The sequence below is a fragment of the Dietzia sp. IBK-p2-15D genome (assembly GCF_057773105.1).
In genome coordinates, this window is sequence record NZ_JBYMTK010000007.1 from 79,828 (window position 1) to 93,362 (window position 13,535).

General features: G+C 69.9%; 11 protein-coding genes. 8 read left to right on the forward strand and 3 right to left on the reverse strand.

Annotated features, from left to right (window positions below; all coding sequences use genetic code 11):
* Positions 1-8 precede the first annotated feature (8 nt).
* Positions 9-1,571 (forward strand): glycosyltransferase family 87 protein, encoded by a 1,563-nt coding sequence (locus tag AC3DEV_RS10845; RefSeq protein ID WP_488372102.1) that lies wholly within the window; start codon positions 9-11, stop codon positions 1,569-1,571.
* The gene (locus tag AC3DEV_RS10850) at positions 1,568-1,759 is read left to right on the forward strand and encodes a hypothetical protein (RefSeq protein ID WP_119192320.1); all 192 of its coding nucleotides are present in this window, start codon (positions 1,568-1,570) and stop codon (positions 1,757-1,759) included. Before AC3DEV_RS10845 ends, AC3DEV_RS10850 begins: the two co-directional genes overlap by 4 nt.
* 49 nt (positions 1,760-1,808) lie before the next feature.
* Here the strand turns inward: AC3DEV_RS10850 and AC3DEV_RS10855 are convergent, their stop codons facing one another.
* On the reverse strand, positions 1,809-5,705 hold the full coding sequence (locus tag AC3DEV_RS10855; RefSeq protein ID WP_488372103.1) for an NACHT and WD repeat domain-containing protein: 3,897 nt from the start codon (positions 5,703-5,705) through the stop codon (positions 1,809-1,811).
* A gap of 279 nt (positions 5,706-5,984) precedes the next feature.
* On the opposite strand from AC3DEV_RS10855, the gene AC3DEV_RS10860 reads away from it, so the two are divergent.
* The 6 genes from AC3DEV_RS10860 (at position 5,985) to AC3DEV_RS10885 (ending at position 11,225) form a co-directional block, all read left to right on the forward strand.
* The gene (locus AC3DEV_RS10860; protein ID WP_067720216.1) at positions 5,985-6,245 is read left to right on the forward strand and encodes a LuxR C-terminal-related transcriptional regulator; all 261 of its coding nucleotides are present in this window, start codon (positions 5,985-5,987) and stop codon (positions 6,243-6,245) included.
* Positions 6,246-6,402: 157 nt separating this feature from the next.
* On the forward strand, positions 6,403-6,690 hold the full coding sequence (gene rpsF / locus AC3DEV_RS10865) for a 30S ribosomal protein S6 (RefSeq protein WP_067720016.1): 288 nt from the start codon (positions 6,403-6,405) through the stop codon (positions 6,688-6,690).
* Between the two features lie 105 nt (positions 6,691-6,795).
* Positions 6,796-7,371 (forward strand): single-stranded DNA-binding protein, encoded by a 576-nt coding sequence (locus AC3DEV_RS10870; protein WP_067720013.1) that lies wholly within the window; start codon positions 6,796-6,798, stop codon positions 7,369-7,371.
* A gap of 115 nt (positions 7,372-7,486) precedes the next feature.
* The gene (gene rplI, locus AC3DEV_RS10875; protein WP_067720010.1) at positions 7,487-7,939 is read left to right on the forward strand and encodes a 50S ribosomal protein L9; all 453 of its coding nucleotides are present in this window, start codon (positions 7,487-7,489) and stop codon (positions 7,937-7,939) included.
* A gap of 486 nt (positions 7,940-8,425) precedes the next feature.
* On the forward strand, positions 8,426-10,249 hold the full coding sequence (dnaB, locus tag AC3DEV_RS10880) for a replicative DNA helicase (RefSeq protein ID WP_119192298.1): 1,824 nt from the start codon (positions 8,426-8,428) through the stop codon (positions 10,247-10,249).
* Positions 10,250-10,424: 175 nt separating this feature from the next.
* Positions 10,425-11,225, forward strand: a complete 801-nt coding sequence (locus tag AC3DEV_RS10885) for a metal-dependent hydrolase (RefSeq protein ID WP_488372104.1) — start codon at positions 10,425-10,427, stop codon at positions 11,223-11,225.
* A 129-nt stretch (positions 11,226-11,354) separates the two neighbouring features.
* Here AC3DEV_RS10885 and tal read toward each other — a convergent pair whose 3' ends face one another.
* Complete coding sequence (tal, locus tag AC3DEV_RS10890) at positions 11,355-12,467, reverse strand: transaldolase (RefSeq protein WP_488372105.1); 1,113 nt, start codon at positions 12,465-12,467, stop codon at positions 11,355-11,357.
* 95 nt (positions 12,468-12,562) lie between these two features.
* A complete protein-coding gene (locus AC3DEV_RS10895; RefSeq protein ID WP_488372106.1) occupies positions 12,563-13,372 on the reverse strand; it encodes an SDR family NAD(P)-dependent oxidoreductase in 810 nt (269 codons plus the stop codon).
* Positions 13,373-13,535 lie beyond the last annotated feature (163 nt).

Consider the following 13,535-nt stretch of genomic DNA (forward strand, 5'->3'; position numbering starts at 1 on the left):
GTGTGACCGTGCAGAGCAACGGCCGTATCTCCCCGCTGCCGCTCGACGACGACCTCCGCTCCCTGGAGCCGCACGAGCGGGTCCGCCCCGGTGACGGGGTCGGCGCGGAGGCCCTCGCGGCGTGGGGTGGGCCGGTCGGTCGCCACGCGGTGGTCGGCCGTCAACGGTTCTGGACCCCGCTGCGCGTGATCATGCTGTTCGCCGTGATCTTCCTGGCGTTCGGGTTCTTCTCCAAGGCCGCCTGCCTGGAGACCACCCATCCCACCGACGGTTCGCAGCCGGGCCTCAACTGGGACGGCCGCCAGTACTACAAGGCGTGTTACGCGGACCCGCTGCCGCTGTACTCGGCCGAGGGGTTGAACACCGGCGCCTTCCCGTACAAGTACATGTGGATCGCCGACAACGGCGAGGTCCGCTACATGGAGTACCCGGTGGTGTCCGGGATGTTCCAGTACGTCACGGCGCAGGCGGCCCAGGCCTGGCACGCGGTCTTCCCCGGCGGGCTCATCGAGGTGGCCAAGTATTTCGTCCTGGGCAGTGTCCTGCTGGCGTTGGCGTGGATGGTCGCCGTGTGGGCCACCTACCTGTCCGCGGGGCGCAGACCCTGGGACACGCTGCTCATGGCGGCCAGTCCGCTCATCATCTTCCAGGCTTTCACCAACTACGACCTGATGGCGATCGCGTTCGCCTCCGTCGCGCTGTTGCTGTGGGCCCGTTCGCGCCCGGTCTGGGCCGGGGTCGTGCTGGGCCTGGGCGTGGCGGCGAAGCTGTACCCGCTGTTCCTGTTCGGCGCACTGCTGGTGGTGGCCCTGCGCCGTCGGCGCTTCGCCGAGCTGGGTAAGGCGGCCGCGGCCGCGGTGGTGGCCTGGCTGGCCGTGAACCTGCCGATCATGATCCCGTTCCCCGAGGGCTGGCGGGAGTTCTACCGACTCAACTCGGACAGACCCGCCAACCCCGAGAGCATCTACGCGGTCATCCAGACCCTCACCGGGTGGCAGGGCTTCGACGCGGCCCGCGCGGCGGGGGAGGCCCCCGCGACCCTCAACCTGGTGTCGTTGGGGTTGTTCGCGCTCGGCTGCATCGCGGTGCTCGTCATCGGACTCACCGCGCCCGTCACGCCCCGGGTCGCGCAGCTGGCGTTCCTCATCGTGGCCTTCTTCCTGCTCACGAACAAGGTGTGGAGTCCGCAGTACTCGCTCTGGCTGGTGCCCCTCGCGGTGCTCGCCGTCCCCCGCGTGCGGCTCCTGCTGCCGTGGATGGCGTTCGACGCCCTGCTCTGGGTGGCGCACATGTCGTACTTCCACGGCGTGGACAACAAGGGGATCGGCGCGGACGTGTTCCACCCGCTCGTCCTGGTCCGCGACCTGCTGGTCGTGGCGATCTGCGCGGTGGTCATCCTCGAGATCTACCGCCCCCACCTGGATCGCGTCCGCGTGACGCACCAGGGCACACCCGAGGGCCCGGACCCGCTGGCCGGGGTGCTCGCCGACCCGGACGAACCCCTCGTCGTCGCCCCGCCCGCGAGGCGCGACTCCGCCGACGCCCCCCGGAAAGAGGACGCCGCCCCATGAGCACCAACTCCATGATCTGGATGTTCGTCTGCATCCTGATCGGCTTCATCTGCATGGTCACCGCTGCCGGCGGCTACCGGGCCGGGTGGCGCCAACCCGTGTGGATCGGCTGGACGGTGGCGGCCTTCCTGTTCCTCACCGTCATCCCGGTCACGCAGGCGTTGACGATCGGCCTCCAACACGGCTGACCGCCCCCGCCCCCGGTCAGCGGCCCGGCGCTCCCACTGCGCGACCCGCTCAGCCGCACAGGTCGAACGGCTCGGTGTCCGGGAAGTGGCGACCCCATTCCTCGGCGGTGAGCTGCACGCCACCGGCGCAGGCCTCGCTCACCACCCGGTCCGGGTCGAGCTGCCACATCCACATGGCGCCCTCGACGCCCACCGCGAGCAGGCCGCCCGTGGGCGAGGCGCTGCGACCCTGGTAGAGCAGGGGATCGGTGGTCGATCCCAGCACCGCCCACGGTTGCGGCCCGGTCGGGTCGGAGACGTCCACCACGGTGACCTGGCCCGTGCTCGAGGTGAGCATGAGCAGGTCGTCGTCCGCGGAGAAGGCGGTCCAGTAGATCTCCCCGGGCGGCGCGGTGAACGAGGACAGTTCGCGGGGCGCGGTCGCGTCGGGCATGTCCCACAGTCGGATCGTCTTGTCCCCGCCGGAGGTGGCCAGCAGTGGCGAGCCGTGCGCGTACCCGGCCGACGGCGAGGCCCCGATCCCGGTGGTGAGCCGGTGGGCGACGGTGGGCCGGTCGGGGTCTGCGGTGTCGAGGATGACCGTCTCGGGCCCGAGGGTCGGCACGACGAGTTGCCCGGAGTCGGCCGAGAACTCGGCGACGACGCACGGGTCGGGCAGCGGCACCGTGACCCGGAGCGTGGGCTCGGCGGGATCGGTGACGTCGACCAGTCCCAGGTCCGGGCTGGTGTCGCTGCACACGGCCAGGGTGCGCCCGTCGGGGCTGAGCGGGCTGGCCACCACCACGCCGGAGGTCACGGGCAGGGTCGCGATCGACCGGGTGGCCGGCCCGAACGGTGCGGTGAACACCTGCAGGCCCCCGTCGGCAAGCCCCGCGTAGACGACGCGCCCGTCGGGGGACATGGCCACGGAGCCGGAGAACCGGGTCCCGGCGTCGGGGACGACGCGGCCGGTCTCGCGCGGGACCGGGCCGGTGGTGTCGACGACGGTGTAGTGCAGTTCCGCGGCGGTGACGCCGAGGACCCCGGTGGTCCGATCCGCCGAGGACGCGGTCTGGAAGATCGAGTTGGACTCCGAGGCCGCGCCCAGGCGTCCCAGCGGCCAGAGTCGGACCAGGCCGTCGACCGAATAGGTCACGAGGCGGTCGGAGTCGGTGAAGCGGACCCCGGTCGCGACCTGCGAGGCCGGCAATTCGGTGAGCATCCGGCCGACAGGGTCGTAGACGCGGACCCGCTCGTCGGAGCCGGCGGCGGCGAGCCGTCCCAGGTCGTCGTAGGTGACGTCGTGGACGTAGGCGTTCCACCCGGTCAGTTCGGGTAGCGGGCGGGCACCCTCGAGGACGGCGGCGCCGTCAGCACCGCCGTCGCCGTCCAGCTGCCAGCGCTGCACGGACCGGTCGGTGGTCCCGGCCGCGATCCGGGTCCCGTCGGGGCTCACCGCGAGGGCGAGCGGGATCGCGACCGGCCCGGTGTCGAGGTCCGGCCCGCGGCGAGCCCGGCCGGACGCGTCGGCGTCGAGCAGCGTCTTGACGCCCGCGGTGCGGTTGGCCGCCAGCAGGGTCTGGCAGTCGGGCAGCCATGCCAGCGCTTCGACGGGCTTGGCGACCTCGGCCCCGGGATCGGGGACGGCGACCCGCGCGCGCTGGTCGGTGACGGCCAGCGCCCCGCCGCGCATGCCCAGCGGCCACCGCAGGACACGACCGTCACCGGTGCCGGCCGCGAGGGTGGTGCCGTCGGGGGAGAACGCGACGGAGTGGAACGGCCCGGCACCCTCCTCGAGGGCGGCCAGGATCGTGGGCTCGGTGGGATCGCGCAGGTCGACCAGGTGCACCGCGCCCTGTCCGGCGACCCCGAGGACCGAGCTGCCCGGCGACAGGTCGGCGGCGTACAGCTCGTGGCGCTCCCCGACGCCCAGGGCGAGGGTCGCGACCGCCGCGGGGTCGCCCGCGCGGAAGATCCGCAGGACTCCGTCCGAGCTGACGGCGGCGACACCGCCGTCGTCCGGCAGCGCGACGACCCGTCCACTGCCGGGTGCGGCCTCGAACCGCAGTGGCACGTCGGCGCGGCTGGTGTTGAGCAGCGCCGAGCGCGCCTCGGTGGTGGGGTGGATCCGGTAGGCGGCCAGCGCCAACGCGCGGCCCAGGCCCGGGTCGCGGGAGAAGGCGGTGGTGGAGGAGACCGATCCGGAGCGGGACAGGGCCACGTCGCGGGTGTGGCGGGCGTCCGCGCCGGCGCGGAGTGCGACACCGCTCGCGACCAGGGCCAGGACGGTCACCACCGCCAACGACGCCGCCAGCACGGTCAGCGTACGGATGCGCCTGCGGTCCCTCCGGGCGACGGACCGGTGATGGGATTCGGCGGCGGCGAGGAACTGCCGCTCCGATTCCGCCAGGTGGGCGCTGGGGCCGTCGTCGTCGTCCCTCCACCTCAGGTAGTCCGCGGTGGCCGAGGCGGGGGGCAACGCGGACTCGTCGCGCCCCGACCCCTCCCAGTCGGCGGCGGCGGAGCGCACGCGCGCGAGGGTGCGCAGGCCCTCCCGGTCCGCGTCGATCCAGTCGACCAGGCGCGGCCACGAGGAGAAGAGGACCTCGTGGGTGGGGGTCACCGCCTCGCCGTCGACGGTGAGCAGGCCCGCGTGGGCGAAGGGGGTGGCGACGACGAGGAGGTCCTCGGACAGCTCGGCGAGCGGGGCGTGACGGCGGACGGGACGGGCCGAACGGACGTCGACCAGCCGGAGGAACAGGGTCCTGCAGGCGGCCCGGCCGGGCGGATCCAGTTCCTGGTAGGCGGCTTCCGCCGACGCGCGGACGGCGCCCTCCACCCCGCCGGAGGAGTAGTAGTCGTCCACGGTGATGCGGCGGCGGCGGCTGCGCTCCCAGCACACCAGCAGCACGTGGGACAGCAGCGGCAGGAGGGAGCGTTCGTCGGCGCCGCCGTCGGCGGGGGCGACCGCGTCGAGCAGCAGGTTCACCAGCGAGGGCTCGACCGTGTAGCCGAGGGAGCGTGCGGGCTCGACGATGATCTCGGCGAGCTGCTCGCGGCTGGGCGGGCCGATCACCACCGGGTCGTCCAGGGCGTCGCGCAGGACGGGCTCGGCGAGGGCGGGCTGGAAGAAGTCCGCGCGCAGGGCGAGGATCGTCGGCCGGCCCTCGGCGGCGCGGGTGGCGAGCACGTCGAGCACCTCCGCGCGGCGCGCGGGGCTCACCTCGTCCGCCCAGAGCTCCTCGAGTTGGTCGACGACGAGGTGGCCGGTGGCGCTCGCGAGTTCGCCGGTGATCCCGGCCGGGCGCACGATCGCCACGGTCGAACCCTCGGCGACCCACCGCGGGGCGAGTCCGGCGGCGAGCAGTGACGACTTGCCCGACCCGGAGGCGCCCACCACGACGAGCGGCCGCGTCCGTGAGGCGGTCACGCGGGCCAGGACCTGGTCGATCTCGGCCCCGCGACCGTGGAAGAGGGCGGCGTCGTCACTGAGGTACGAGCGCAGGCCGACATACGGGCTGCCGGTGTCATCGGGCTGGGGCACGGCCGAGCGGGGCGTCGGTCGGGCGTCGGTCGGGTCGGTCGCGGTCGGGGCAGCGGGGTCCGTCGACGATCCGGTCTCCCCGGGGCGGGCGCCGTTCTGCGTGCGGCGGGTGGTGCGTCGGGGCCCCGGACGCATCCGGACCCGCTCGACGGCCGCCCGCCACTCGTCGATGGTGGCCGCGGTGGCGGAGTCTGCGCGGGCGGGGTCCGTGCCGGCAGGGTCCGTGCCGGCAGGGCCCGTGCCGGCCGGGCCCGTATCCGAGCCCGCGTCCCCGCCGACACCGAGCAGACGGAGCAGCTCTACGAGCGTCGCCTCGCTCGCGCGGGTCGGCACGTGCTGGCCCGAGAACCAGCCCGAGGCGGTCCCGAGGGTCAGGGAGGGGACAAGCCGCACGACGTCGCGGACCGAGAGTCCGGCCGTCACCCGGAGAGCGGTGAGCGCGGTGCCGAGCTCCTCACGAGTCTGAATCTGAGAAGGAGCTGATCGTCCAACTGCGCCCTCGACGGGCTCGCGGGGGGTGTGCACGGTCAACATCGTACGGCCGAGCGGCCGGCGTACGGAAGGGATTCGGAGGTCATGTGCTGGGGTTTCATACGATCGTAGGACGCATCCGTACGGACTTGTACTGACAATTCGGGGGAAGTTCACGCCGTGACCGGCCGTCGCCAGAATGAATCGGAACTCATCGAACGAGAGGGCGCCATGACCGCCACGATTCCTTTCCGCCCCGCCGCGGCCCGTCCGGACCTCAGTGACCGGGAGGTCGAGGTCCTCATCGCCTGGCTCGCCTCGGACAGCAAGCGCGAGGTCACCGAGCGGCTGTTCCTGGCCGACTCCACCGTCAGCACCTACATCCAGCGGGTGCGCTCCAAGTACGACGCCGTCGGCCGGCCCGCGCGGACCAAGGTCCGGTTGCTGCTGCGAGCGGTGGAGGACGGCTACGTCAGACTCGACGACCTGTGAGGGGGTGGCGCGCCCGTGCGACGGCGCTGCCGCCGCCGACGGGGATTTCGTCTGCCGAGGTCACCGGGGTAGCCTTGAGCGGTTGCTGACGCAACGACCCTCCTGCCACGGAGACACCGTGGCCGAATCTGTAGTCCACAGGAGGTGATGAGGTCCCATGCGTCAATACGAAGTGATGGTCATCCTCGATCCCAGTCTCGACGAGCGCACCGTGGCGCCGTCGCTGGACACGTTCCTCAACGTGATCCGGCAAGAGGGCGGATCGGTCGACAAGGTCGATGTCTGGGGGAAGCGCCGCTTCGCCTACGAGATCAACAAGCAGACCGAGGGCATCTACGCCGTCGCGCAGATCAAGTCCGAGCCGGACGCGGTCAAGGAGCTGGATCGTCAGCTCGGTCTGAACGAGAACGTTCTCCGCACCAAGGTGCTCCGCGCCGACAAGTGACCCGGAGTGTCCGACCGCACCGGTAATCTGGGCGCGGTCGGTCGGCCTTCGATCACCATCCACCTCAGGCTGTAATACGCCGGCTTCAACACGGAGGACAAGCGCATGGCACAGGGCGACACCCCTATCACAGTGGTCGGGAACATCGTCGCGGACCCCGAGCTGCGGTTCACGCCGTCGGGTGCCGCGGTGGCGAACTTCCGGATCGCCTCCACGCCACGTCGCTTCAATTCGCAGACCAACCAGTGGGAGGACGGCGAAGGCCTGTTCCTCACCTGCAACGTCTGGCGGCAGGCGGCGGAGAACGTCGCCGAGTCGCTCCAGAAGGGCATGCGCGTCATCGTCAACGGTCGGCTGCGCCAGCGGTCGTATGAAACCCGTGAGGGCGAGAAGCGCACCGTCTACGAGGTGGAGGTCGACGAGGTCGGCCCGTCGCTCAAGTACGCCACCGCCAAGGTGACCCGCACCAACCGTGAAGGCGGCGGGGGCGGCGGCCAGCAGGGCGGCGGTTTCCAGGGTGGCGGCCAGCAGGGCGGCGGCTTCCAGGGTGGCGGTCAGCCGCAGGGCGGTTACGGCGGCGGCCAGGGCCGTGGTCAGCAGAACGACGACCCGTGGGGCAGCGCCCCGCAGGCCGGCGGTTCCGGTGGCTTCGGTGGCATGGACGACGAGCCCCCGTTCTAGAGCGCGTCGAATTCCCCGGGGCGCCACCCGCGTCCCACCCCATAAGCATGAGACATGACCTCGCGACATCCCGGCCCAGGTCGGGTCCGTCGGAGGAAAGAAAGGTAGACGGATCATGAAGCTGATCCTCACCGCCGACGTCGACAAGCTCGGTGCGCCGGGCGACATCGTCGAGGTCAAGGGCGGATACGGTCGTAACTTCCTGCTCCCGCGCGGGCTGGCCATCGTGGCCACCCGTGGCGCCGAGCGCCAGGTCGACTCCATCAAGCGGGCCCAGGAGGCTCGTGAGGTGCGCGACTCGGACCACGCCAACGAGCTCAAGCAGAAGCTCGAGTCGCTGGCCGACGTCAAGGTCGCGGTCAAGACCTCGGACACCGGCAAGCTGTTCGGCTCGGTCACCGCGGGCGATGTCGCCTCCGCCATCAAGGCCGCGGGCGGACCGACTCTCGACAAGCGTGCCGTCGAGATGCCCAAGGAGCACATCAAGTCGACCGGCGCCCACAGCGTCGTCGTCGACCTGGGTCACGACACCACCGCGCGCGTCGCGGTCGAGGTCGTCCCCGCCTGATTCACCGCGAAGGGCCCCGATCGTCACAGTGACGGTCGGGGCCCTCGCTTTTGTGGACGGCCTGTGGATATCTAGTTGTAATGCCTAGGGTCCGGACGGTTCTCGGATCAGTGCCGTTCATCTTTCGTTATCCATTGTGTCCCTGTTTGTGACGTGGTAAGCGCCGTTCTCCACCGGCGCCGCGACCTGCGACGATGATGGTGACCTGCGGTTTTGCTGAAAGTGGCCAGCGGTTTCCACCGGTTGTCCACAGTGATACGCCCATCGGCCCTGCGTAACCCACATCCATTCACAGTTGTCCACAGGTGCTCTCTCGCAAATGTGGACAAACCTGTGGATAACCGGGTGGGCGGGGCGCCGGGCGTGTCGGTCCGGTGACCTACAGTGGAGGGGTCGCTCGGCGCCTGTTCAGGGTCGGTGCCCGTTCGGGTCGGTGCCTGATCGGGGTCGGTGGCGGTACGAGTTCTACAGCGGAGAGGAGCGGTCATGGCGCAGGGGGGATTCAGCGGTCCCGGCGAGATGCCGCCTCCGCCGGATGAAGGTGGCGGCGGGGAGTTCGGCCGCACCCCGCCGCAGGACCTCACCGCCGAGCAGTCCGTGCTCGGCGGGATGCTGTTGAGCAAGGACGCCATCGCGGACGTGGTGGAGGAGATCCAGCCGGGCGACTTCTACAAGCCCGCGCACCAGGCGATCTACGACGTCATCCTCGACCTGTACGCACGCGGTGAGCCGGCAGACGCCGTCACCGTGGCCGCCGAGCTCGACCGCCGGGGCGACCTCCGCCGTGCCGGCGGTGCCCCTTACCTGCACACGCTCATCTCCACCGTCCCCACCGCGGCCAACGCCGGGTACTACGCGCAGATCGTCGCGGAGAAGGCGGTGCTGCGTCGCCTGGTCGACGCCGGCACCCGGATCGTGCAGTTCGGCTACTCGGGGTCCGAGGGCGCGGACGTCGCCGAGGTGGTGGACCGCGCCCAGGCGGAGATCTTCGAGGTCACCGAGCGGCGCACCACCGAGGACTTCGTGATCATCGAGGAGCTGCTGCAGCCCACGATGGACGAGATCGACGCGATCCACACCGCTGGTGGGCTCGCCCAGGGTGTGCCCACCGGATTCGCCGACCTGGACGCCGTGACCAACGGTCTGCACGGTGGCCAGATGATCATCATCGCCGCCCGCCCCGGCGTGGGTAAGGCGCTGGCCCTCGACACCGTCCTGCCCACGCCCGACGGGCAGACCACCATGGGCGAGGTCGCCGTGGGGGACCGGGTGCTGGATGCCGACGGGCAGCCCACCGAGGTCGTCGCCGTGACCGAGGTGTGGCAGGACCGCCCGTGCTTCACAGTGCGGTTCAACGACGGCACCGAGCTGGTCGCCGACGCCGAGCACGAGTGGCGTATCGAAATGGGCGGCACCGAGCAGGTCGTCACCACCAAGTCACTCGACACCCTAATGCTGGTCTGCGACTTCGGCATCGTCGTCCCCGAGAATCCCGGCTCCGGCCGGGCGGCCCGGCTCATCACCGACGTGCGCAGTGCGGAGAGCGTCCCGGTCAGGTGCATCGAGGTCGCCGCCGCCGATCACCTGTATCTGGCCGGGCCCACCGCGATCCCCACGCACAACTCGACCATCGGCCTGGACATCATGCGGTCCTGTTCCATCAAGCACGGGCTCTCCTCGGTGGTGTTCTCGCTGGAGATGAGCCGCACGGAGATCGTCATGCGCCTCATGAGTGCCGAGGCACGCGTGAAGTTGTCCGATATGAAGTCGGGCAAGATGAGCGATGAGGACTGGACCCGGATGGCCCGGCGCATGGGGGAGATCTCCGAGGCGCCGCTGTTCATCGATGACTCGCCCAACATGACGATGATGGAGATCCGCGCCAAGGCCCGCCGGCTCAAGCAGAAGCACGACCTGCGGCTGATCGTGGTGGACTACCTGCAGCTGATGTCGTCGGGCAAGAAGGTGGAGTCCCGTCAGCAGGAGGTCTCCGAGTTCTCTCGTCAGCTCAAGCTGTTGGCCAAGGAGATCGACGTCCCATTGATCGCGATCTCCCAGCTGAACCGTGGCCCCGAGCAGCGAACCGACAAGCGTCCCCAGGTGTCCGACCTGCGTGAGTCCGGCTCACTGGAGCAGGACGCCGACATCGTCATGCTGCTGCACCGCCCGGACGCCTCCGAGCGCGACGACCCTCGGGCCGGCGAGGCGGACCTGATCCTGGGTAAGCACCGCGGTGGTCCCACGTCCACGATCACGGTGGCGCACCAGCTGCACTACTCGCGGTTCGTGGATATGGCGCGGGGGCTGTAGCTCTCGTCGTCGGTTGTGGAAACAGGTTGTCAGCCCGACGCTACGGTGTCAGTGAATTGCCGCTGGGCGTTCAGCGCACGGTTGGCGAGATCCATCGTCGGTGCGGTCGCTCTGGTCCAGGGGGCCCGGTCCGTATCCGGGGGCGAGCCTCGGTGGACAGTAAGGTGCGCTGCACATGGTGATGGGACCTACGCACGCGATGAGCGGCGCCGGCGCGGGGTTGGCTATCGGGGCCTTCCTCCCAGTCGAATGGGGTGGGGCCACCTCACCCACGGAGGTGCTCGTGTTTGCGGGTGTCACCGCCGGAGCGGCGCTTCTCCCGGATCTCGACACACCGCAGAGCACGCTGGCCCGCAGCTTCGGGCTGGCCTCGAGGGCCCTCGCTCACATCACGGAGCGGGTCTCGAAGACCATCTACGACCTGACGATGACGCGCAAGGACGCCCGGATCAGCAACGGGCACCGCACCGCGACCCACACGTTGTGGTTCGCACTTCTTGCGGGCGCCGGCACGGCCGCCCTCGTCTCGGCGTTCGGTAAGAACGGCGCTATCGGGGTGCTGTTCTTCATGCTTGGCCTGGCCATACGCGGCCTGGCACCGAACTGGGCCAAGAAGCAGGATTGGATCTACGTCACCGGGCTCTCGTTGGCGCTTGCAGTAGCAGCGTGGTTTGCGCTGCCGGCTTCGGTCGGCAGCGCCGCGCTCGGCGCAGCGGTCACTGCCGGTGTCGCGATGCACATCCTCGGCGACGTGATCACCAAGCGGGGCGTGCCTCTACTCGGCGGCGTCGTCAGTATCGGAGGCGAGCGATGGTGGAACTTCCGCCTACCGGGACCACTGCGAATCCGTGCGGGCGCCGGCATGGACAGAATGTTGGCCGCTGCCTGTACCGGCGTCACAGTTGTTTTGGCCTACTGCGTGGTGCGGGCGCCACACCTGATCGGCGCACCCTGGGTGACCGGCACCTTCCACTGAGACGGGGTCCGGTAGCGAACTAGCGGCGTCGTCCACGAGTCCTGCTCCTGCGGGGCCCGTCGCATCCGCCGCGGAGGCGTGCCCATCGCGCAGACCTCCGACCTGCGGCAGGCTAGAACGCGCGCGTCGTCACCGGGACGCTAGTTGTGCGCCCATCGCTGTGATCAGTTCGTTCCAGGCCGTGTCGAACTTGGCGACGCCCTCGCGCTCAAGCTGAGCGAAGACGTCATTCATGTCGATCCCGACCTCACCGAGCGCCTCGAACAGCGCTGCAGGCTCGGCAAACCTTGTGGTGCTCGATTCCGAAGAAATGACTCCGTGGACGGCGAACGACTCCATGGTCGCCGCCGGCATCGTGTTGACCGTCGCCGGTGCGACCAACTCACTGACATACAGGGTGTCGCTGTACCGCGTGTCCTTCACGCCGGTTGACGCCCACAGCGGCCGCTGCGGTCGGGCGCCGCGGCCGGCCAGGCTCCGGAACCGGTCGGAGCTCTCGAAGTGCTGCTGATACTCGGCGTAGGCCAGCCAGGCATTGGCCAGCGCGGCCTGGCCCTTCAGAGCCAGCGCTGCCGGTGTGCCGATGGCCTCGAGTCTGGCATCGACCTCGGTATCGACCCGCGAGACGAAGAACGACGCCACGGAGTGGATGGACGACAGGTCGTGGCCGGCCAGGGCGGCGGCGTCCAGACCGTCCAGGTAGGACTGAACGACCTGTGTGTAGCGCTCGACGGAGAAGATCAGTGTGACGTTCACGCTGATGCCTTCGGCCAGCACCCGACTGATCGCCTCCAGCCCGGCCGTGGTGGCCGGAATCTTGATCAGCAGGTTGGGTCGGTCCACGATCTGCCACAGCTCCTTTGCCTGTGCCACCGTGGCCTCGGCATCGTGAGCCAGTCGCGGATCGACCTCGATCGATACTCGCCCGTCTACTGTCCCGGTTCGCTCGTACACCGGCGCCAGGATGTCGCAGGCGGCACGGACATCGTCGGTGGTGACGGCCTGGATCACGGCGTCCACCTCATGACCTCGGCCTCGGAGGTGGCTGACCTGCTGGTCGTACGCCGTCCCGCTCGTCAGCGCGGCGTGGAAGATCGCCGGGTTCGTCGTCACCCCGACCACGGACCGGGTCTCCACCAGTTCCGCGAGGCGTCCGGAGGAGATGAGGTCCCGGGACAGGTCGTCGAGCCAGACCGACACCCCGGCTCGGGACAGCTCGGCAAGTTGCGCATTCTGGGACATCGTTTGTGCTCCTGATCGAACTGACAGTTGGTGTTCCGCTGGTGCAGCGGTCGGTGGTGCGGTGGTCCGGTGATGCGGCTGGGGGAGGGCGGTGGTCAGCCCCAGCGGGATTGGCCCCCGTCGAGCGGGATGGTCGCTCCGCTCAGGTACGAGGCCTCCGCCGAGCAGAGCCAGGCGACCGGGCGGCCGATGTCGGTCACCGGGTCACCCACGCGGCCGGCGGGGATGGCGGAGAGGAACTCGGCGGCTTCCTCGGGGTTGTTGTCCATCCACCAGTCCAGCCCGGGACTGTGGGCATGCGGAGCGACGTTGAGAGCGCGGATTCCGTCGCCGGCCCATTCGTACGTGGCGGCCCGTGTGAGGGCGCGCATGCTCTCCTTCACGGCTCCGTAGATGCCGTAGTTGGAGGGATCCCACCGGACGGCTGCCGAGGTCACCAGGTTGATGATCACCCCACCGCCCCTCTGCGCCATGAGAGGGCGGGTCAGCTTCATCAGCGTGAGCGACACGCGGGGGCCGGACTCGAAGGCCTTGCGAAAACCGTCGTCGGGGTAGTCGGACAGTGGCAGGGGCCGGGCCATGTTCGCGTTGTTGACGAGGATGTCGACCCCTCCGAAATGCGTGACCGCTGCGTCCACGATCGCCTCGGGTGCGCCCTCCGCGGTGATGTTGACCGGCAGGCATTCGGCCGCACCGCCGATCGCGCGAATCTCCTCGGCGACCTTCTCGAGCTTCTCCACCGTCCGCCCGACCAGCAGGACCGAGGCGCCTGACTCGGCCAAGCCGAGCGAGATCCCGCGGCCCACGCCCTGTCCGCCTCCGGTGACGATCGCGGTCTTTCCTGCCAGGCGGCTCGCGCGATCAGTGCCGGGTGTGGCCGCGATCTCGGGACGGTTTCCGGTCATATGATCCTCCGATGTGGGTGCGGGGCGAGGCGGGACAAGCACTGACCTCGCCGCTGTAGTCAAGTGTGTGCAGCTTGACTGTAGTCAACTGTGTACAGTTGGCGAAACCGGCAGGATCAATACCCGCTGGGGTATAGTGCGCCGTGGGCTGACCACACAGCGG